Origin of the sequence: Hwanghaeella sp. LZ110, assembly GCF_048892525.1 — a bacterium.
Lineage (GTDB): Bacteria > Pseudomonadota > Alphaproteobacteria > UBA8366 > Aestuariispiraceae > Pacificispira.
The window spans coordinates 105,577-125,667 of sequence record NZ_JBLZHT010000001.1 but is presented as its reverse complement, the minus strand read 5'-3'; the positions used below and the strand labels follow the sequence as shown (position 1 = coordinate 125,667).

The 20,091-nt window shown below is 52.8% G+C and carries 20 protein-coding genes and 1 tRNA gene; 12 read left to right on the top strand and 9 right to left on the bottom strand.

Translation table 11 applies throughout. The features are described from left to right. Positions 1 to 26 precede the first annotated feature (26 nt). Together ACOSDM_RS00580 and ACOSDM_RS00575 are read right to left on the bottom strand one after the other, a co-directional pair. Positions 27 to 728: a DUF3306 domain-containing protein gene (locus tag ACOSDM_RS00580; protein ID WP_420722518.1), complete on the bottom strand. Its 702-nt coding sequence runs from the start codon at positions 726 to 728 to the stop codon at positions 27 to 29. Positions 729 to 768: 40 nt separating this feature from the next. Next, positions 769 to 1,368: a DUF3305 domain-containing protein gene (locus tag ACOSDM_RS00575; protein WP_420722517.1), complete on the bottom strand. Its 600-nt coding sequence runs from the start codon at positions 1,366 to 1,368 to the stop codon at positions 769 to 771. Between the two features lie 197 nt (positions 1,369 to 1,565). Between ACOSDM_RS00575 and ACOSDM_RS00570 the strand changes: the two genes are divergently transcribed. Genes ACOSDM_RS00570 through ACOSDM_RS00560 form a run of 3 tightly spaced genes read left to right on the top strand, consistent with a single transcriptional unit; the run spans position 1,566 to position 3,891 of the window. Then, a complete protein-coding gene (locus tag ACOSDM_RS00570; protein WP_420722516.1) occupies positions 1,566 to 2,294 on the top strand; it encodes an ABC transporter permease in 729 nt (242 codons plus the stop codon). Next, entirely contained in the window at positions 2,291 to 3,061 is a 771-nt protein-coding gene (locus ACOSDM_RS00565) for an ATP-binding cassette domain-containing protein (protein ID WP_420722515.1), read from the top strand. The genes ACOSDM_RS00570 and ACOSDM_RS00565 overlap by 4 nt, the downstream gene beginning before the upstream one ends. Then, positions 3,055 to 3,891 (top strand): substrate-binding domain-containing protein, encoded by an 837-nt coding sequence (locus ACOSDM_RS00560; RefSeq protein WP_420722514.1) that lies wholly within the window; start codon positions 3,055 to 3,057, stop codon positions 3,889 to 3,891. The genes ACOSDM_RS00565 and ACOSDM_RS00560 overlap by 7 nt, the downstream gene beginning before the upstream one ends. 40 nt (positions 3,892 to 3,931) lie before the next feature. On the opposite strand, the gene ACOSDM_RS00555 is transcribed toward ACOSDM_RS00560, so the two are convergent. The 5 genes from ACOSDM_RS00555 to ACOSDM_RS00535 all read right to left on the bottom strand — a co-directional run bounded on the left by ACOSDM_RS00555 (position 3,932) and on the right by ACOSDM_RS00535 (position 8,416). Continuing rightward, on the bottom strand, positions 3,932 to 5,275 hold the full coding sequence (locus ACOSDM_RS00555; protein ID WP_420722513.1) for a class-II fumarase/aspartase family protein: 1,344 nt from the start codon (positions 5,273 to 5,275) through the stop codon (positions 3,932 to 3,934). 22 nt (positions 5,276 to 5,297) lie between these two features. Then, complete coding sequence (locus ACOSDM_RS00550) at positions 5,298 to 5,648, bottom strand: RidA family protein (protein ID WP_420722512.1); 351 nt, start codon at positions 5,646 to 5,648, stop codon at positions 5,298 to 5,300. Positions 5,649 to 5,730: 82 nt separating this feature from the next. After that, positions 5,731 to 6,594: a TauD/TfdA dioxygenase family protein gene (locus ACOSDM_RS00545; RefSeq protein ID WP_420722511.1), complete on the bottom strand. Its 864-nt coding sequence runs from the start codon at positions 6,592 to 6,594 to the stop codon at positions 5,731 to 5,733. A 21-nt stretch (positions 6,595 to 6,615) separates the two neighbouring features. Further along, entirely contained in the window at positions 6,616 to 7,107 is a 492-nt protein-coding gene (locus ACOSDM_RS00540; protein WP_420722510.1) for a YtoQ family protein, read from the bottom strand. 67 nt (positions 7,108 to 7,174) lie between these two features. Continuing rightward, on the bottom strand, positions 7,175 to 8,416 hold the full coding sequence (locus ACOSDM_RS00535) for a mandelate racemase/muconate lactonizing enzyme family protein (protein ID WP_420722509.1): 1,242 nt from the start codon (positions 8,414 to 8,416) through the stop codon (positions 7,175 to 7,177). A gap of 155 nt (positions 8,417 to 8,571) precedes the next feature. On the opposite strand from ACOSDM_RS00535, the gene lepA reads away from it, so the two are divergent. Then, positions 8,572 to 10,377 (top strand): translation elongation factor 4, encoded by a 1,806-nt coding sequence (gene lepA / locus ACOSDM_RS00530; protein ID WP_420722508.1) that lies wholly within the window; start codon positions 8,572 to 8,574, stop codon positions 10,375 to 10,377. 73 nt (positions 10,378 to 10,450) lie between these two features. Here the strand turns inward: lepA and ACOSDM_RS00525 are convergent, their stop codons facing one another. Continuing rightward, entirely contained in the window at positions 10,451 to 10,777 is a 327-nt protein-coding gene (locus ACOSDM_RS00525) for a hypothetical protein (RefSeq protein WP_420722507.1), read from the bottom strand. 208 nt (positions 10,778 to 10,985) lie between these two features. Between ACOSDM_RS00525 and ACOSDM_RS00520 the strand changes: the two genes are divergently transcribed. The 7 genes from ACOSDM_RS00520 to ACOSDM_RS00490 all read left to right on the top strand — a co-directional run bounded on the left by ACOSDM_RS00520 (position 10,986) and on the right by ACOSDM_RS00490 (position 18,642). Beyond that, positions 10,986 to 11,075, top strand: a tRNA-Ser gene (locus tag ACOSDM_RS00520). A gap of 96 nt (positions 11,076 to 11,171) precedes the next feature. Then, entirely contained in the window at positions 11,172 to 12,890 is a 1,719-nt protein-coding gene (locus ACOSDM_RS00515; RefSeq protein WP_420722506.1) for a tyrosine-type recombinase/integrase, read from the top strand. 30 nt (positions 12,891 to 12,920) lie between these two features. Beyond that, positions 12,921 to 13,988 (top strand): hypothetical protein, encoded by a 1,068-nt coding sequence (locus ACOSDM_RS00510; RefSeq protein ID WP_420722505.1) that lies wholly within the window; start codon positions 12,921 to 12,923, stop codon positions 13,986 to 13,988. Positions 13,989 to 14,541: 553 nt separating this feature from the next. Next, on the top strand, positions 14,542 to 15,264 hold the full coding sequence (locus ACOSDM_RS00505) for an O-methyltransferase (protein ID WP_420722504.1): 723 nt from the start codon (positions 14,542 to 14,544) through the stop codon (positions 15,262 to 15,264). A gap of 5 nt (positions 15,265 to 15,269) precedes the next feature. Further along, entirely contained in the window at positions 15,270 to 15,938 is a 669-nt protein-coding gene (locus tag ACOSDM_RS00500) for an HAD family hydrolase (protein ID WP_420722503.1), read from the top strand. A gap of 546 nt (positions 15,939 to 16,484) precedes the next feature. Further along, positions 16,485 to 17,687, top strand: a complete 1,203-nt coding sequence (locus ACOSDM_RS00495; protein WP_420722501.1) for a hypothetical protein — start codon at positions 16,485 to 16,487, stop codon at positions 17,685 to 17,687. Next, a complete protein-coding gene (locus tag ACOSDM_RS00490; RefSeq protein ID WP_420722500.1) occupies positions 17,674 to 18,642 on the top strand; it encodes a site-specific integrase in 969 nt (322 codons plus the stop codon). Before ACOSDM_RS00495 ends, ACOSDM_RS00490 begins: the two co-directional genes overlap by 14 nt. Here the strand turns inward: ACOSDM_RS00490 and ACOSDM_RS00485 are convergent. Continuing rightward, positions 18,634 to 18,957: a hypothetical protein gene (locus ACOSDM_RS00485; protein WP_420722499.1), complete on the bottom strand. Its 324-nt coding sequence runs from the start codon at positions 18,955 to 18,957 to the stop codon at positions 18,634 to 18,636. The two genes, ACOSDM_RS00490 and ACOSDM_RS00485, sit on opposite strands and share 9 nt — an antisense overlap. Positions 18,958 to 19,311: 354 nt before the next feature. Here ACOSDM_RS00485 and ACOSDM_RS00480 point away from each other — a divergent pair, with 354 nt between their 5' ends. Further along, entirely contained in the window at positions 19,312 to 19,734 is a 423-nt protein-coding gene (locus tag ACOSDM_RS00480; RefSeq protein WP_420722498.1) for a hypothetical protein, read from the top strand. Positions 19,735 to 20,091: the final 357 nt, after the last annotated feature.

Sequence of the window (20,091 nt, the reverse complement as noted above, 5' to 3'; positions counted from 1 at the left end):
GAGTGTTTAAAGAGGCTGTATCCATATTAGCCGTGCCCCACTTTCTGTGGGGTCTCCTCTGCCATCTGCACCGCTTCATCCAGGGAGTCCTGATCGTTCGCGCTGTCTTCCTTCTGGATGGCTTCGCTGTCTTCCCCTTCACGTGCTGCATGATCATCTTCTGTCTCAGGATCTTGCGCTTCCTCATCCGACGCAATCTGATCCTGATCCATTCCATCCAAGTCTTCTTCGTCCAACGTATCTGGTACGGGATCACGTTTATAGCCGCGTCCGACCTGATAAGCGGTCTGCATATTGACAACCACTGTCCCGGCATCGGTAAAATCATCGCCATAATCGATTAGACCATCCAGATTCGCCAGAACCGGATTGCTGCGCCATAGTTTCTGAAGCGCAAGGTTGCGCAATTGGGCTGGCACCGTGCTGGCCATAAAGGCCTTGAAATCAGATCCAGGCCCCAGACTGTCCAGCGACGGAAGACCAAGCTCATTTGCCTTTTCGGCCAACTCCTCCTCACTTAACTCAGGCTCAAATTCGACCGGGGCCGCGTCCTGGACGACAGGTGACAACTCCTGAATATCATCCTCTTCGCGTAACGCTGTGTCTTCCAGAAAATCCCCCTCCTCGGGATATGACGCAACAGCCGCCGCTGAGCCCCCAATGCCACGCTGTGGGCGGGCTTTGGCCTTCATGCGGGACCATCGGTTCAGGAAGCGGTCATTGGGCACGGCGATTAATCTCCTTTCGAGCGGCCTTGTAATCTCAGCGTTAGTTCGGTTTCGCCTTGTCGTAAAATCGTTGTTCAATAGGATGCAGTTCCTTCCCGAAACGCGCTTCTTCCATCCTGTTGGGTGTGCGCTTTCGCTTTTTGAACGGCGTATCGGTGTGATGGCGATCAATGAATTCCTGTATCCAGGCGACCAAACCATCCGGCATTGGCACGGCCTCGACCGTATCCTCCGCACTGTCGGTAAAATCTTGCGCGGCATAGGGGGATGCGGTGGCGGCAACGGCATAAATCTCAGGTCCATCGGGATTATCATCGACATCCGCATCCCGCAAAACGACGTAAATCGCCGGCGTTTCATTGGCCAGATTGACCAGATACGCTTCTGTTTCTTTCCGGTGAAGGATCAGGGGAAGCGTTGCGATATGATACGTTTGGATTGATCCATCGTCGATCAACAGCTTCCAATCGGAAATAGGCGTTGCACCTGGCAGGACCGCGACAGGTTTCCAGACATGCGTGATCCACCGACTGATGGCCGGTCTTTTCTCGACGACAATGCCCAGTGGCATTTCGATTTCCCGCGCGGCGAAAGTATCATCCGGCGAGGTGTAAAATTCGCTAGAAGGGGCCTCTGGCATCCCGCTTGAAAGCCTTTCTTCCCTGAGCCCTCTTCTTTGTTAACGCCCTGATCTTTTTAAACGACCACAGCCGGAGGGTTTTATTGGTAAGACCATTCTTGCGCCCAAGCGTGAAAGATTCAATACTGTGAGTATTCTTGATATTACTGAATTATGTAAAAAAAACATATTAAGACATTAGAAAGCAGGGTAGCAGGATGGGTGCGAACGAGTCAGCAATTTTCTTAGCCATCAATCTGGTGTTGAGCGGCGACTATCAGCTGTATGGTATTGTGGCGTTGTCGCTAAAAGTTAGCTTGCTGGCGACACTGATTGCGACCTGTCTGGGTTTACCATTGGCTGCCCTGTTGGCAGTTGCGCGTTTTCCCGGCAGGGATGTCATCACGACGATCCTGAATGCCCTTTTGGGATTGCCGCCGGTCGTCGTTGGTCTATTCGTATATTTGGCGTTGTCCAGAGCAGGTCCGCTTGGCGAATTGGGCTTGTTATTCACACCAACCGCCATGGTAATCGCCCAAACAATTCTGATCACCCCGATTGTCGCCGCCGTTGCGCTGCGCAGTCTAGAAGATTTCAATTCAGAATATGCAGAACAGTTGCGCGCCCTGGGATTGACTGGATCTGAGCGCGCACTAACCCTGTTATGGGAAGCGCGATTCAGTCTGGCGACTGCCGTTCTAGCCGGGTTTGGAAGGGCCGTGGCAGAAGTCGGCGCGGTCATGATCGTGGGCGGTAACATCGCAAATGTCACCCGTGTCATGACAACCGCAATCGCCCTGGAAACCAGCAAGGGCGATCTAGCCTTGGCCCTGGCGCTGGGTATCATTCTGATTATGCTGGCCCTGGCGGTTAACATGTTTGCCGCCGCGGCGCGCGAAATCGGCCGGAAAGCCGCTGGCGAAGCACCCGCACGGGGGGAAGCATGATGCCCCGCGATGACGCCACAGCCAGCCTGATGCCCTCCGCACTGTCACCAGGGGCGGATGCCGTTGGGGACGCAACGCTGCAATTGCAGAATGTCATAGTTCGCCGTGCCGGTCGGGATATCCTGAACCTGCCTGAATGGTCCGTCCCGATATCGGGTGGCGTCACCGCCCTGATCGGCCCCAATGGAGCCGGAAAGACGACGCTGCTGCGCCTGTTACACGGATTAATCAAACCAGATGCAGGCACAATACGCTGGCCGACGGACACAATCCCGCCCAGGGCCATTCTATTGCAATCCCCTGTCCTGTTGCGCAGGACAGCGGCGGCCAATATTGATTTTGTACTCAAACGTCGTGGAATTTCAAAGCAACAGCGCGCCAAGCAGATCACCCAGATCCTAGCCAAGGCGCGTTTGGAAGACTGCGCAAACCGCCCGGCACGCCATCTCTCTGGCGGACAGAAAAGACGATTGGCGTTGGCACAGGCCCTGGCACAGGCACCCCGCGTGCTGTTGCTGGACGAACCAACGGCCGGGCTGGACCCCACAGCCGCGATTGGTGTTGAACATATGATCGCGGAAGCCTCAGCCGATGGCATCGCCGTCATTGTTTCCAGCCACGAATTGGGTCAGGTGCGCCGACTGGCGGATCGGGCCCTGTTTCTTCACGCGGGCAAGCCAATAGAGGCCGGCCCGTTCCCATCCCTGTTCGATAATCCAAAGAGCCGGGAACTCACAGCCTTCTTAAAAGGAGACCTAACATGGTAACCAGGATTAAGGCCTTCAGCCTGGGGCTTGTCGCCCTATTGGCACTTTCGCTGTCACACAGTCTACCGGGGCAAGCGGATGATCGGTTCATCACGGTGGCATCTACAACGTCGACTCAGAATTCCGGCCTGTTTGAATTCATGCTGCCGGTATTCACGAAGGAAACAGGTATTGAAGTACGGGTCGTCGCGGTTGGCACCGGTCAAGCAATCAAGCTGGCCCGTAATGGCGATGCGGATGTGTTGTTCGTACACCACAAGCCGTCGGAAGAAGCCTTTGTCGCAGATGGATTTGGCATCGAACGGTTTGACGTGATGTATAATGACTTTGTTATTGTCGGTCCTTCTGAAGATCCTGCCGATATCAAGGGCAGTGATGGCGTAACAGCCGCCTTAATGAAGATCGCAGACAGCAAGACGCCTTTCGCGTCCCGCGGCGATGACAGCGGCACCGACAAGCGGGAAAAGTCCCTTTGGAAACTGGCCAGCATTAAACCGGCAGGGGAATGGTATCGGGAAACCGGATCTGGCATGGGTGCCACCCTGAACACGGCCCACGGCATGGGGGCTTATGCCCTGACCGACCGCGCCACCTGGCTGGCCTATAAGAACAAAGACGGTTTCGAGATATTGTTTGAAGGGGATAAAAACCTTTTCAACCAATACGGCATCATCGCCGTCAGCCCTGAGAAATTCCCCCATGTCAAAATCGACGATGCGCAGGCATTCGTTGACTGGGTCATCTCCAAAGAAGGTCAGGCGGTGATCGCTGATTACAAGCTGAACGGCACCCAGTTATTCTTCCCCAATGCACCAGTGCAGGGGTCATAAAATATCACGCACTAAACCTCCCCCTAACCGGGGGAGGTTCTTACCGGTTTTGAAGCAAGCGCCGCACCATTTCGGGAGCTGAGCCGAGGTAATTTCCCGGTTCTACCAAAGCGGCGAGGTCTTCGCGACTCTTGACCCTCGCAATCTCTGGCACCGCACACAGCAAATCCAGAAACTTGCCTTTCCCGCCCAGCGCATCGCGGCAGCAGTCATAGACCAGATCATGGGCAACCTGACGACCCAGATCGATGGCGAGGCCCATCATGACTGCCTCCGCCACGATCAACCCGCCGGTGACGTCCAGCACCTTACGCATTGTGTCAGGCCGCACTTCCAGCCCTTGCAAAACGTCCCGCGCGGCACGCAATCCGCCTGAGGCAACGATAATCGCGGTAGGTAGAGCCTGCCATTCCACCTGCCATTGGCCGGTCGCCCGCTCATGATCCTGCACCATCGCATCCAGCATGGCGGAATGCTGTTCCCGCACGATCTTTGCACTGGCCAGCATCATTTCTGACGAGATGGGGTTGCGCTTTTGCGGCATGGTCGATGACGCGCCGCGCCCCTGAACAAAGGGTTCCAGGACTTCACCGGTTTCCGATTGCATCATCAACATGATGTCATAGCCGATTTTGCCCAGGGTCGAACAGGTCAGGGCCAGAAATCCGGTGACTTCAGCAAAGCCATCCCGTGCGGTGTGCCAGGTAATATCGGGCACGGCGAGATTCAATTCCTCAGCCAGGGCCGCCTGAACCTTAAGGCCATTTTCTCCCAGAGACGCCAGCGTTCCCGTCGCACCGGAAAAGGCAACCACCTCTATCCGGGGCCGCAATTGCACCAGGCGTTCGCGATGACGATCAATTGCCGCCAGCCAAGTCGCGGCCTTGTATCCAAAGGAAATTGGCAGGGCATGCTGTAAATGGGTGCGCCCGGCCATGGGCGTTGTGGCATGATCTTCCGCCAGCATTGCCAGTGCGGCCCCGACCGCATCCAAATCTGTTGAAATCAGATCCAGCGCATCGCGCAATTGCAGCACATCTGCGGTATCCATGATGTCCTGAGTGGTTGCGCCCCAATGGGACCATTGACCCAGGCCACCTTCCGCCCATTTCGACAATTGTTCGACCAGCGGCAGGATCGGATAGCCAACGATGCGCGTGCGCGTCGCCAGATGATCCCAATCCACACGCGACACCTGCGCCACACGGGCCAGGGCCTCTGCCGCTTCGGCCGGAATGATGCCCAGCCCGGCTTGCGCACGGGCCAGGGCAATTTCCACATCCAGATAGCGCTGAACCAGGGCCTCATCAGAATACAAGGCCCGCATTTCTGCGGTCCCGAACATATCCCCGAACAGCCGTGATTGCAGCACTATGGATGACATCCGCTTCGTCCCGCTCTTTGACTTACGCTTGCGCGGCGACGATGATCACTTCAAAGCGATAGTCTGGCGTTGCCAGTTTCGCCTCACCGGTTGCGCGGGCTGGCGTGTTGTCTTTATCGACCCAGGCATCCCAAACCGCATTCATTTCCGCAAAATCATTCATATCCGCCAGCCAGATCACTGCCTGCAGAATGCGGGACTTGTTGGACCCGGCCTTGGCCAGCAGGTCTTCGACTTTGGCCAGCGCGGTTTGCGTCTGAACAGTCACGCTTTCGCCAGCAGTTCCGGTCTGACCGGCCAAATAGACAACGCCATTGTGAATGACAGCACCGCTCATGCGGGCACCGGGATCCAGGCGGGTAATATCGCTCATAAAAACTTCCTCTCTCGATGGATTCAGGGTTAGGGCCCCTTATTGCACCATCCAGGACAGGTCATGCAACAAGTCCTGCACGTCAGATATGGGCGCGCATATCTTCCAACCCATCACGTGCTTGCAAGGAAACACAGCAACTGACCAGCTTTCGCGCCTGTTCATACGGCCAGGCCCGACCACGATGCAAGGTCGCGCGTTCATCCCAGACCAGCACATCATTGGGGCGCCAGACATGGCTGTAAATCGCTTCGGGCACTGTCATTGCGTCGACCAATTCATCGACGAAAGCCAGCCCCTCTGCCTCATCCATACCCGATACGGCGCAGACATGGGACGCGATATAAAGCGATTCCGTTCCCGTTCTCGGGTTGCGCCAGACCGCCTTCCATTCCTGATCTGTCCATTTGGTAAACAAGGCCTGCTTCGCCAGTTCCGGGTCAATCTTCGCGCGGGAATGGGCATAACGATGACGAAACACCGACTTTCGCAGACGTTCCTGAACTTCCGGTGCCAATCTGGCAAATCCAGCGCGGGTGGAAACCAATTCCGTTTCTCCGCCCTGATTGGGCAAAATGCGGGCCTGCAAGACATTCACCAGGGCGGGTACCGGCAGAAAAGTGCTGTCGGTATGCCACAGAAAGTTGGCCCGCAAGTTTTGCACATGTTTATCAGAGTCCGATGCGATCACTGCACCGGCCGCATCCAAATTGGCGACGGGGGAAATCTCAGGCTTCGGGCGATCATGACGATCTTCCAATGGCCCAAACAACGCCCCGAATTCCAACTGTGCCTCATCAGAAAGATCCTGATCCCGAAACAACAGCAAGGAATGCTCCTCAAACAGCCTGCGCAGTTCATCATATCCCTGCGTGGCTGTGATCTCTTTCAAAGAAACATCATGAACCTCAACCCCAAAGTCCCGGTGCAAAGGTGTTGTGCGCAATTTGGTTACTCCTGCGAGAGGTTATTCCGCCGCTTGAGCCTTCCTCGCAGCGGTCGGCATTGTGCCACGAATAATGTACGCCAGCGCTTGGACAACCTGTTCAGGCTCCCGCGCCACCGCATTGGCCGCGCCATCGACTTCCTTTAAGGCATGGTCATGTTCCGGCGGGTGCAGGGTGATGATGGGCTTGCCCTTGGCAACCGCAAAACCGGCATCAAAGGCAGCGTTCCATTGCTTGTATTTCTCGCCAAATCGCACGACGACGATATCTGCGGCTTCAATCAATGTCTGAGTACGCATGGCGTTCAACTGCGCGCCCTTGCGGTCATGCCAGACTTTATCCGTTTCCGGACCAAAGATCGCAACACCGCAATCATCGGAATCCTCATGCACAGTAATGGGTGCAGAGATATTGACCGGCAGCCCCGCCTCTGCAACGCCCTGGCTGATGCGTTCGCGCCAATCACTGTGGATCTCACCGGACAGATAGATATGCCAGCGTCGTTCGGTCATCGTCTCACTCCTTCTCAAACGTCAGATTTCCCCAGTATCGACAATCAGCGTGTGATAACAAGGCTCGTTACTCAATCTCCTGGATTGGTTTCTCATTGGCGGAGCTGAGCGGCGTCTGACACATTTCCAGATGCAGACGCCCGCCCGTTGTATAGGGATGGGCCAGAACCAGCTCTTCATTCAGTTCAATGCCCAATCCCGGTTCTGTCGGTGCATTCAGATATCCGTCTTCCCAGTCCAGGCGTTTGGTCAGAATATCCCGGTGGAAGGCCGTATCAATTGTCTCCAGCACCAGGAAGTTCGGACTGCTGAAAGCAACATGAGCGGCCGCCGCATGGGCGATGGGCCCGCAATAGATATGCGGCGCAATCTGGGCGTTGAAGACTTCTGCCAGTATGGCGATCTTCTTGGTTTCCCAAATCCCACCGCTGCGCCCGATATCCGGCTGCAGGATCGAAACACCTGCCTTCAGGGCCTGATGGAATTCAATCTTGGTTGTCAGACGCTCCCCCGTCGCAATCGGAATGGACGTCGCCTGCACCACGCGGGCCAGCGCATCCATCTGATCTGGTGGGCAAGGTTCCTCAAACCACAACGGGTCATAGGGTTCCAAGCGCTTGGCCAGTCTGATCGCGGACGAGGTCGTCATCTGACCATGGGTGCCAAACAGGATATCGGCGCGATCCCCAACGGTTTCGCGCAGGCGTTTCACATTCGCCTCGCTGCGGCTCAATTCATGCAGGGACAATTCCCGCCCGCCCTGAAAACTATAGGGGCCTGCCGGGTCCTGCTTGATCGCGGTATAGCCCATGGCGACATAATTCAGCGCCGCCTCTGCTGCCGCGTCGGGTTCATGATAGGGATCGCCCTGCCCCGTCCCCTGCCAGACCCAACCAGGGGGGGCATAGGCCTTTGGATACAAATAGCTGTAGGTCCGAAGACGTGGATGGAACCTGCCGCCCAACAGATTATAGACTGGCTGGTTCTGTGCCTTGCCCAGAATATCCCAGACCGCCATTTCAATGCCGCTGAACACCGCCATCATGGTGATGTCCGGGCGTTGGGTGAAACCACCCGAATAGACGCGGCGGAACATCGTTTCCACATTGTGCGGGTCTTCCCCGGCGATGAAACGTTCAAACGTGTCTTCCACCATACGACAGGCAATGTCGCCGGAAACCGGGATGCCATAGCATTCCCCGATCCCGTCTATGCCATTATCCGTGGTCAGTTTCACGATCACCCAGAAGGACCCGCCAATGCCGGTTGGCGGAACGGTGACAAAGGTTTTTATGTCTTTCAGTTTCATATTTTACGTGCCCCAAAATCCCTGAGAGTGAACTGAGGGGAGCGTATCAGAAACCGCCCCACCGACAAGGATTGCAAGCGACGCTTTTGAGCCCTATTTTGCGCTTCTTTCAGGGTCGGACCGATCCTCTGCTAAACTAGGCGAACCAAACCATTATGACTGACCAGAGCCGTATTCGTAACTTCTCCATCATCGCGCATATCGATCATGGCAAATCCACCCTGGCGGATCGCCTGATCCAGCTTTGCGGCGGCCTGACCGATCGGGAGATGAAGGAGCAAGTGCTTGATTCCATGGATATCGAGCGCGAACGCGGCATCACGATCAAGGCCCAGGCCGTGCGCCTGCTGTATACGGCCAAGGATGGTATCGAATATACGCTGAACCTGATGGACACGCCCGGCCATGTGGACTTTTCCTATGAGGTCAGCCGCTCGCTGGCCGCCTGTGAGGGGTCGCTGCTGATTGTCGATGCCAGCCAGGGGGTTGAGGCCCAGACACTGGCGAATGTCTATCTGGCGCTGGACAATGATCACGAAATCCTGCCGGTCCTGAATAAAATTGATCTGCCCGCCGCCGAACCAGACCGCATCAAACAACAGATCGAAGATGTCATCGGCCTGGATTGCAGCGAGGCGCTGGAAATTTCCGCCAAAAGCGGCCTGGGGGTGAATAACCTGCTGGAAGCGATTGTGAAGCGCCTGCCTGCCCCGCCGCCATCCGATGCGAAGGCACCGCTGCGCGCCTTGCTGGTCGATAGCTGGTATGATGCCTATTTGGGCGTGGTGACCCTGATCCGCGTCGTCGATGGCACGATCAAGAAGGGTCAGAAAATCCGCATGCTGTCCACCGGGGCGGCACATGAAGTGGACCGGGTCGGGATTTTCACGCCCAAAGGTCTGGTTGTTGACAGCTTGGGCCCGGGCGAGATGGGCTTTATCACATCGGGCATTAAGGCGGTGGCCGATTGTAAGATCGGGGATACGATCACCGAAGACAAGCGACCCACCGACAAGCCCCTGCCCGGCTTCCAGCCCACGGTACCTGTGGTCTTCTGTGGCCTGTTCCCGGTCGATGCCTCAGACTTTGAAGCCCTGCGCGACGCGATGGGCAAGTTGGCGCTGAACGATTCCAGCTTCCATGCAGAAATGGAAACCTCAGCCGCGCTGGGATTTGGCTTCCGCTGTGGCTTCCTGGGTCTGTTGCATCTGGAAATCGTGCAGGAGCGTTTATCCCGCGAATATGATCTGGACCTGATCTCCACCGCGCCGTCTGTGGTTTACAAGATCACGCTGAACAGCGGCAAAGACATCGAATTGCACAATCCGGCCGACTATCCGGACCCGACCCATATCGCCTCCATCTCTGAACCCTGGATCAAGGCGACCATTATGGTGCCAGATGACTATCTGGGCCCTGTGCTGACTCTCTGCACCGAAAAGCGCGGCGAACAGCGGGACCTGACCTATGTCGGCAACCGGGCGATGGCAGTGTATGAATTGCCGCTGAACGAAGTGGTTTTCGATTTTTACGACCGGCTGAAATCCGTTACCAAAGGCTATGCCTCGTTTGACTATGAGATGACGGAGTATCGCGAGGGCGATCTGGTGAAGGTCTCAATCCTGATCAATGCAGACCCGGTCGATGCCCTGGCGATGATCGTGCACCGCAGCCAGGCCGATTATCGTGGTCGGCATATCTGTGCCCGCCTGAAGGATCTGATCCCCCGGCAATTGTTCAAGGTCGCCCTGCAGGCCGCGATCGGTGGCAAGGTGATTGCCCGCGAAACCCTCAGCGCCATGCGCAAGGATGTCACGGCGAAATGCTATGGCGGTGACGTATCGCGGAAACGCAAACTGCTGGACAAGCAAAAGGAAGGCAAGAAACGGATGCGTCAATTCGGCAAGGTCGAAATCCCGCAATCCGCCTTCCTGGAAGCATTGAAGATGGGCGACAATTGACGCGCTGATCCAGGACCGCGAAGGCTGAGTCCGTTCAGGTGAGACGATCGAGTCGTCACCGGGGATAATTTTGTCAGTGGAATCCGCTGCGTCGGCGTCTACGACGGCCAATCAGCAATAGCAGACCGCCCAGGATCAGGAACAGGATCACTGGCCACAACAGTGCTTCCCAGGCATCGCGTTTCAGGTAAGGCAATGCCTTATCCTGCCAGAAATCCGGTGCCCCCAGATGGCGCGACACAATGACTTCTGCATAGCCAAGGCTGGGGGAATGGGTCTCAAACCAGACGCGACCGGCGGGCAGCGTCGCGCGCCCATCCAGCCAGACAAAAACCCCCAGCGCCAAAAAAATAAAGGCAAGCGCCATAAATATACGCCCAAAAAAATGCAGGACGGCCATGCCAATCCCCTTTTGCTAACGCATGGATACAAAGACACGCCTAATCGCGAGGTGACCTTAACACGATTTTCCTAAGAAACCATAGGCTTGGCAGCAGAATACACAATGGCTTTTTTTGTGATTCCAGAGCTTGCCCAGCCGCGCGCACTCGGTTATGGTCCGCCGCCTTGCGAAAGGAATACGACACCCGGCCCAGCCGGATGCCTGCGGAGAGATGGCCGAGCGGTTTAAGGCGCACGACTGGAAATCGTGTTGGGGTGAGAGCCCCTCGGGGGTTCGAATCCCCCTCTCTCCGCCAGTTTCATGATTGATCGTTTATGATCAATACGTTGCAGAATGCGGACCTAGGCGATTTCCGTGCTGGTACAGGATACTGGTACAGGAACCATACTGAATGGGATCGCTCAGAACTCGTTACCTCGTCCGGCGACGTGACAAATTTTACTTTAGAATGTGGATTCCCGTGCAATTTGCGCGATTGCTCCGCATTCCCGAAGTAAAGGTTTCACTGAAAACATCCGACCCAAAGAAGGCTCGGAAGCGTCTGCTTCTGGCCGAGCTCTTCTGGCGCGGACTGCTGGACAAGGTTGAAAAAATGACTGAGCATTCGAGCCTGTCTGAGGCTTTAATCAAGACAACCCTACAGGACTATTTCAATAATCTACGAGCCGCGTTTCAGGACGATTACGAAAGAAATCTTGAGAATTACGAACTGGATATTGACGGGCAGGTCGACGGGCTCGGTGAACTTTCCCAAATCCTCCGGGACCGGGCTGGGTGCGGGGACTATCCCGCCTGGGCTGTTGATACGGCGAGGGATTTGTTTTCGACAACGGAATTCGAATTCACCGAACTACCGATAACTGTTCAAGGGCGCATACTGCGTGGAATAATGTATGCCAAAGCCGAAAACTTTAAAGAATTGCGGGCTCGGTACCTTGGTGAATATGATGAATTTGTTTTCAATTCATCAGTTTCTAAGGGCGACATGGGGCTAAACCAGGTTAAAAAACCTGTCACTGTAAGTGAAGCCGTAGAACGTTACATGGTTGCAAAGAATTACAAAAGTCACAAAACAAAGCTAGATTACCAAAGAGTACTTCGCTGGTTTTCTGAACTTGTTTCAGCTGACTTTCTAATCAGTAACGTGAGCAAGGATCACGTCATCCAATTTCGGAACTTTCTTCAGATAGTGCCGAGCAATTACTCCAAGCATCACATATACAAAGACTTAACATCTCTTGAGATAGTATCAATTCAAAGTCCGGGCATCTCCCCAATATCAGATCGTACGGCGAACAAGTATCTCGGTATGTTTCGCAGCTTCTTAAATTGGTGCGAGGGTGAGGAAATCATCACCACTGTTCCTGGTTCAAAAATTGGGATCAAAGTGATCGGTGACCCCAGCGCAAGCAGAAACCCGTTTTCCAAGGCTCAGCTAAATAAAATTTTTACGGCTCCGCTCTATACAGGTTGCCACAGTCTTGGACGGCGCTCGAAACCGGGCAGCTTTGTATTAAAAGACAGTAAGTTCTGGATCCCCTTAGTCGCATTGTTTACCGGCATGCGGGCAGGTGAGATAATTCAATTGCACACGTCCGATATCTGCTTTGACGAAGGAATCCACTTTTTCCGACTAACCGACGAGGGTGCTACTAAGAGCGGAGTGAAGCTGGGAGAAAGTAAGACCTTCAAAACAGCCCAGTCGCAACGCTGCATCCCTGTGCATCGAAAGTTAATCAAGTTGGGGTTTCTCAACTATGTGGCGGAAAGAGGAAAAGAGGTCACCCCTAGTAAACGCCTGTTCTGGGATATCGCTGTTGGTACACGGGGTGATGTTTCGGATAATTTTTCAAAGTGGTTTCGCCGTTTTCTTATATCAAATGGAATTAAAACCGATAAGACAGCATTCCACTCCTTCCGCCATAATTTCAAAGACGCACTGGCAAATGCCAATATCGAGGATAGCATGCAGGATGCACTAATGGGTCATCTAGACAAACAGAAAGCCAAAAATATTTATGGATCTCAAGGCAAACCACTGCCTGCTCTATTTAAAGCAATAAACAAAACCGAATTTCCTGTCGAGTTATCGCATCTCATGGGGACCTGAGAAATGAACTTGTTGACCAAGGAGGGTCAAATGCCCGTTGTCTTCCAAAGCAAGGTTACCCCTTTGATCTTCTCCTCTAACAAGGCAGCGGTAACATTAGAAGGTGGGAATGAAGAAGTTGTTAAATATCTATACGTCTATGAATTTGGAGAAGGGCACATGGGATATGTCTCAAGACCATTCATTGACAAGATCGCGATAACACTAGCAATCACGGATTCCTGTCAGCAAGAAACAATCCGCGATTGTCTAATGGACACCGCCAACGAGCACATCGAAGGAATTGAGAATGCAAGCACTCATAGCGGCTACAAGCTTGAAATCAATTTCACACCAGCCAATAGCAAAGATAGCGTGCTTATCCAAGTGGACCCCAAAAAGGGCAAACATGGAAATCATTTCATTCGGCTAGAAATGAATCCCAACAAGCTTGGCAGTACAGGCTTAGAAAGTTTCAAGGCCGCTATACAACATATCACAGCCGGTGCCCTGGAATGGCCTATGTTCGTGTCATCTGGAAATGCGTCTCGTCTCGAAGTTGCTGTGGATATGTACAACGTGCCAACGGATGAACTTATTTGGGACTCAGTTGTAACTGGAAAATCTCATATTTACCTTAGTAAAACTGGCAGTGTTGAAACCGTCTATGCAGGCCTTCCAAAGCCTACAAAAGCCAGTGAACAATATTACTATAATAAGTGGGTAGAGAGCCAAGAGAAGGGCACCAAGCCCAACTTTGGTGGGGTTCACACTCGTGTAGAAATGATCAAGAAGGGATCCACTCAGAAGCTTAACAAAATCTGTAAAATCGATAACCTAATGTCGAGGCTGCTTATCGTACATCCTTCGGGACCACCAGATTCAATAGATCCGTTGACATGGGAACTCTTTCTGGACAGCTGCCGACTGCGGGGCATACCAAACGCTTTGGAACGACTTCCAGCCTCAGTAGCCGGTCATTGCAAAGATACACTGAATGCAAGAGCAAAACTCACATGGCGGCCCGATAAGATTTGGATGCACTGGCCAAACGCGGTCAAGCAAAGTGGATTATTAAAAAATGGACCTCCATCACTAAACCCACAACACATAGTCTAGGTGATACACTCATAAATCGCGGATAGCACACTCGTATTTCAGTTTTCAGTTGAATTCACAGAAACGAAGGGGGACACTAGCTCTAGCACGAGCTAGTGTTGGCCGGCTCTGGAGGCAAGGAAATGTGTGATCTACGTGACAGAGAATTTGAGGAAATCGCAAACAGCGTGCATCACTGGGAACGAATGCGTTGGGTGTCCATGACCATCTTCATGGCGGTAATGGCTGTCGCGATAACGGGCGGCTTTTCAACTGGACAGGGCAGCATCGGCATCCCAAAAATAGTCCTCTATTTGGGTGGATTATTGTTTTGTTTCATCTTTTGGATCCAAGACGAACGTATCGTTGTATACTGGAGTTCCTTTGTTCAGCTAGCGCGCGAGTTCGAAGAAAAGCACGAGATATGCGTATTCAGTCGAATGCCACCACGCCCTTTCATTTCTGCGGGCACTGCAGTTCGTGCGCTATATTTCGCTTTCACAGCGTTTTGGTCGATCAATTCTCTATTGGCTGTTCAAAGGCTCCTTTGTCAACCGTAGTTGGGCAAACGCATATGCAAACCAGACGCACCTCCGAAATTGAGACCATTGCTGAAATCCACCAACAGTTGGATCCAATTTGGCCAACCGGTCGAAGACAAGACGCGGTAGCTGGATCCGGGCCGAATTGGGTGCTGCGCGGTACAAATCGCCCTGTATCAGTAGATGAACTAGAAGGGAGGTTCCTCTGCGAGATAGTCTCGCAGACCAACCGAAAAAACGTCGTAGAGATAGGAACAGGGTTTGGTTATTCAGCATTTTGGATTGCACTAGGGCTTTTCCGGACTCCGAAATCTGCAGGCGAAGTGCATTCTTTCGACACGCTACAAGAAGGTGGAATAGGTCGAAAAGGGCATGAATTTGCCCAGTCAATCGCTGAAATGTGCAGCTTTGGTCAACTCATGAATTTCCATATTGGTTCAAGTCGTGAGATCGGAAAAAATTTCCTTCGCCCACGGTCTATTGATCTAGTGTTCATTGACGGGGATCACAATGACGGTCAGCCCTACCAAGACTATTTGTCGTTGAAGCCGTTTCTCACGGACGATGCAATCGTCGTATGGCACGATCACGACGACCGCTACAGCGTCCCAGACGATGTCAATCGCGTGTGTCGCGACGGATACGAAAAACTCATTTTCAGGTCCAGTTGTCAAATGGCAGTGACCGTACGTGACCCTCGTTGGTCTCAACCAGTCAAGGACGCCTTTCAGACCTCTTGCGAAGCGAAGGCGTGAATGCCATGGGTCGGTTCGAGGTTGCTATTTTTGATTTGGACGGGGTGATAATCCTGTCAGAAAAGCTCTATGCGGATGTAGCTTCGGAACTGCTCATCAGTCTGGGCATTCAACCTGAAAATGTCGACAGGGATCGCTTCGTAGGCGGGTCTGCGGAAAGAATGTGGTCGACCCTATTTGAAGAACACGGCGTAGACGAAGACGTCCATAGAATTTTAGCCGTTGAAAAGGAAATGCAGTTCAAGGCGGTTCAAAAAAATCTTACTGAGATAGTGAACCCCGGAATATTCGAAATGATTAACGAACTCCTTGAGTTGGGCTTTGAATTAGGGCTTGCAACGTCATCTTGGCGGAGGTCGGTTGACCAGATTCTTGAGAGGCTGGGAATCGGCGAGAAGTTCTCTGCAACCGTCTGCGGTGATGAAGTGACCAAAGGCAAGCCATCGCCAGAGATTTACAACACCATTCTGAGAAAGCTCGGGCAATCGACAAGTCGCTGTTTGGTATTTGAAGACTCGGAGAACGGATTGCAAAGTGCCACCGCTGCCGGACTGACCTGCGTTAGGGTTGCACTTGGAGCCCAATCAGACAAAGAGGCTTTGCGCATACCAGACTTTCGTTCCTCGGCTCGCCGAGACGTAATTGAGTATCTGAAGAGTGAGTTCATCATTTGAGTATTTCCAACGTCTAAATGCACCCTCTACCGAATCCGGCGGGAGGCACCTAAATCCGCACTGATACCCCAACGTTTCAAATGGAATGTGGCACCCTCAACTGATCCAAATCCAAATAATAGAGGGTTTATGCACTCAAATCTACCGCCTTTCCGCCCTCGGAAGTTGTGTTCCAACTCGCCATTTGTTCTCGAAAGCTGACATCTGCGCAAAGGCGGGTTTGTCCCGCAGAGCTGCCGCTCGAACTGACCGCAGCGAACGACCGCTTTCCGCCCGAAGTTGCCGTCAACCAAGACCGATGTTTTGGTCACTTTGTCCGCAGTGCAGTTATTCATGAGAGGTGGCTCGGGTGGGGGTTCGAAGCGTCGGAGTCAGACCACTAGGACGAAAGGAACCGGGGCGGATTTCTTCAAGAGAAATCTGTAGAAACATTTTTGTTTCAGTGCATTAAATGAATACGTCAGGGGGAAACGTTCGAGACTTTTATTAATCTGAACCATAAAAACTTCTCTCCCCCACTTCCGGGTTTGAAATCAATTTCAAAGTATGGCGCTTAGTCGTGCGTTTCCAATTTACAAAGAAGTTATCTCTTTTACGCTTAATAGTGGGATTGCAGTTTCCGTCCTCCCTTTGATCAAACTCAAGGAGGAGAAAGATATGAACGGTTCCTGCATATTGAATGATTTTCGGTTCAAACTTGCTCAGGCTATCGCCCTCGAAAACGCAAAAAATAAAATGCCTGAGCCACTCGCGATTTCTCCATGGATGGCGATGTCGCTGCTGCAAAAGGCAATCCGGCGAGGACATATTCAGTGGGCGTTGGCTGCCGCAGTGACACTACTCGATGTCTCACCAGATCGACTTTGGCGGCGTCTGTGCGTTACAGCTTATGAAGATATAGGAATCGCTGACCTGGACCTTGTTGCCTATGTCTCTGTGTCATTGAAAGGCAAGACAGTCCGGAAGGAATTGGGTGGTGAATGGAGCGTGGCAAATCATTTGATCCAACGCATGTGCGCTGCCCCAAAATGCCGCGCTGCTGATGACTTAATGATTGTCGCAGAAAGAGCATCACAACTTGATCAACAACGCTTCGATATGACGTTTATGCCAATTGCAGAATTAATGAAGATTGCCGCAGGCGCAGAGACCATTGAGTCTCGTGCTATTGCGCTTTGGTATGCCATTGGAACTGATCGATGTCCTTCAGACCGAATGCGTTTGCGTAAAGGCGATCCTGCGACTGCATTCGATATGCTCGCATACAAGGGTTATCCTGATACAGTGGTAGAGACGGCACGTGAAGCCTTCCGAAAAAGCAATGAGATGATGCCGGTTCTTCTCCCACTGCTTGTGCGAGAATGGCAATCCTCTGAATGCAAAATTATTCCTGATGAACTACCCCAAGAAACGATGATAGGACGCGTTCCTTGTTGGGTTTTTGATATGCATGTCCGTGAGGGAAATCGTGCAATGACCTTGCTTCTCAAGCGCGGCGGACGGTTTGCAAAATGGCATGATAAGCACGTCGGCAGTTCCAGAGGTGTTAGGGTGATAGGTAGCCTGTTGTTCCGAATTGAGAGTGGTCTCGTTGACCGAAGGATAAACTGGGAGATCGGCAATCGTGTGAGAGCGCAAGCGGATTATTGCTTCCCAGGCCTTAACCCGGACTTAGCAGCTGAAGGCCGAACCATCCTTCTTGAAGACCTCCCCCAACTAAACGAGGCGCGCGCCGATGTCATACTTTAATACCTCCGATAACTCTCACTTATCGGACCCAAAATCAGACGCCAATTTTAAGCGTGAAATTGATTTCACACCTAACCTAAAGGACTACATTCAAGCTTCAATCTCCGCCAATACCGTCCGAGCCTACCGATCAGACATGGAACACTTCTTGTCATGGGGTGGAACTGTCCCGGCTGAGCCAGGAACTGTCGCTGAGTATCTTGCCTCTCAGGCAGGTCATTTGGCTGTCTCGACGCTTCGCCGCCGAGTGGCCGCTATAAGTGCCATCCATGAGGCAAAAGGCCTACCCAACCCAACCAACACAAAACTTATCAAAGCCACTCTAAGGGGCATTCAACGAGCACATGGGGTTCCTCAAAATCAGGTCTCTCCTCTGCTAGTGGAAGACCTAACACACATCATCTGTTTGATGGGTAACGACGTAAAATCTTTACGGAACAAGGCCCTTTTGCTCATTGGTTTTGCTGGCGGTCTCCGTCGGTCAGAATTAGTCGCTTTAGACAGAGACGACATTGAGGTAGCGCGGCAGGGGATCATTGTTACAATCCGCCGGTCAAAGACAGATCAATTGGGAGAGGGTCGCCGTATTGGCATCCCCAACGCGAGAGGACCTCATTGCCCAGCCCTATCATTAGAGAAGTGGTTACAACGCATTCCTGATAGTCCTGGTCCGATCTTCCGGCCTGTCACCAAGGCGGGACAGATTCGAGACACGCGATTGTCCACAGAAGCCATCGCTAAGATTGTTAAAGGTGCCGTTACCTTGATAGGCTTAGATTCCGCAAGCTACTCCGGCCACAGCTTGAGGGCTGGCCTCGCCACCAGCGCCGCAATGCATGGCGTCAGTACCATTGCAATCCGCCGGCAAACCGGCCACGCTTCAGATAGCATGCTAGCGCGCTACGTTCGTTCAGGAGAGCTATTCATGAATAACGCAGTGGGGGCCTTACTCTGATCTGGCTTCGTACTTAGTATCGAGCCATGCAACAACAGCTGCGTCGGCTTCGAATGTGCTAGCGAAGCGATCCATGTCGTAAATGAAATACGCATATCCTGCTTTAGGGTGGCCGGATACAAAACCTGAATTCAATGTGTATTTGAACCCGGCCTCTCCAAGCGCCCTTTCGATTATCTTATAGTGGCGCGCAACTGTTTCTCTGTAAGGCGCGAAGTCGTGCTCGTCGGATACGAAGCCATTCATCCCAAGCGCTGAGTTGACTTGCTCAATAAAAACTTCCGTCAAATAGTCTTCAATTGGTTCGGTTACCATTTCCGCAACCCTTCATATTTGTATGGACAGGACGAAGTCATTTAAGCCGTTCAATAATTTATTTGGCACAGTTTACACAATTACCACTTCCAATATTCCCGTGTCTTTCGTATCGTTAGTTCAGAACCGAGACGCACGGTTCCGGGGCTTCATAACTCCGCACGAAGCGGTCTGGCGAGACCGAGAAATCGTCCTACGACCCTATGGTCGGGGAGCCTGTGACGTATGTCCAGGACCCCGTCTAAAGGTCACAGGGACCGTCTTCGTGCGGTTTATGAACTCCCCGATCACCAGGTCTTGAAACGTCACCTTGCGGCAGGCGTGCCGCGAGCTCTGACCGGGGAGAAAATGAAAATGAAGAAAATCACTACGATTGTGGCAGTGCTATGCTTCTCGCTGGTCACCCAGCCAACATGGGCGAAAAGCGTCAAGGAAGCGTCAATCGCCGTTTTCGAGAGCACTGCCAAACTCGGCAGTACGACTTTCACGGAGTTCAATGACGACGCCGCCAAGATTGAAGAGGCAAAGGCTGCAGTTTTAAGCGTTCTAAAAGACCCAGAGTCGGCTCAATTCCGGAACGTCTTTATCACTACCCCGACACAGGGAACCGCCGTATGTGGCGAGGTGAACGCGAAGAACAGCTACGGCGGCTTTACCGGCTTCCAATATTTCATCACCGGCGGCCTTCGCGGCTTCGGCACCACAATCGAAAAACCCAGCAGCGAGACGGGAATCTACATGATGGAATGGTGCCTCGCCAACGAGCCGAAGAACTGAATAGCATAGCTTGTGCCCGGCCAAATCGGCGGGGACAGACGTTCATTGCCGCCGCCCTCACCAGCATATATAAAAGGCAAGCTGGAACCGAAGGGCAATATACATTCAAGATCGAACCCGGAGCGAGCATCAAAACATCGAAAGACCCGCTCCAAGAGGCCGTGAAAGCGTCCTCAACATGACCAAGATGGCATTCACCCGAGGCTACACGCTGGTATGCAACAAGGGGGCATGAGTATGAAATTGTCGATGAAGTCGGTCGTTGGATCGTGACGTATGTTAATTGAACAGGGAAATTAACCCGAGCGGAAGAAGATTGTCTTGCAACATTAAAGGTGAAGCTTCGAAATTTTCAAT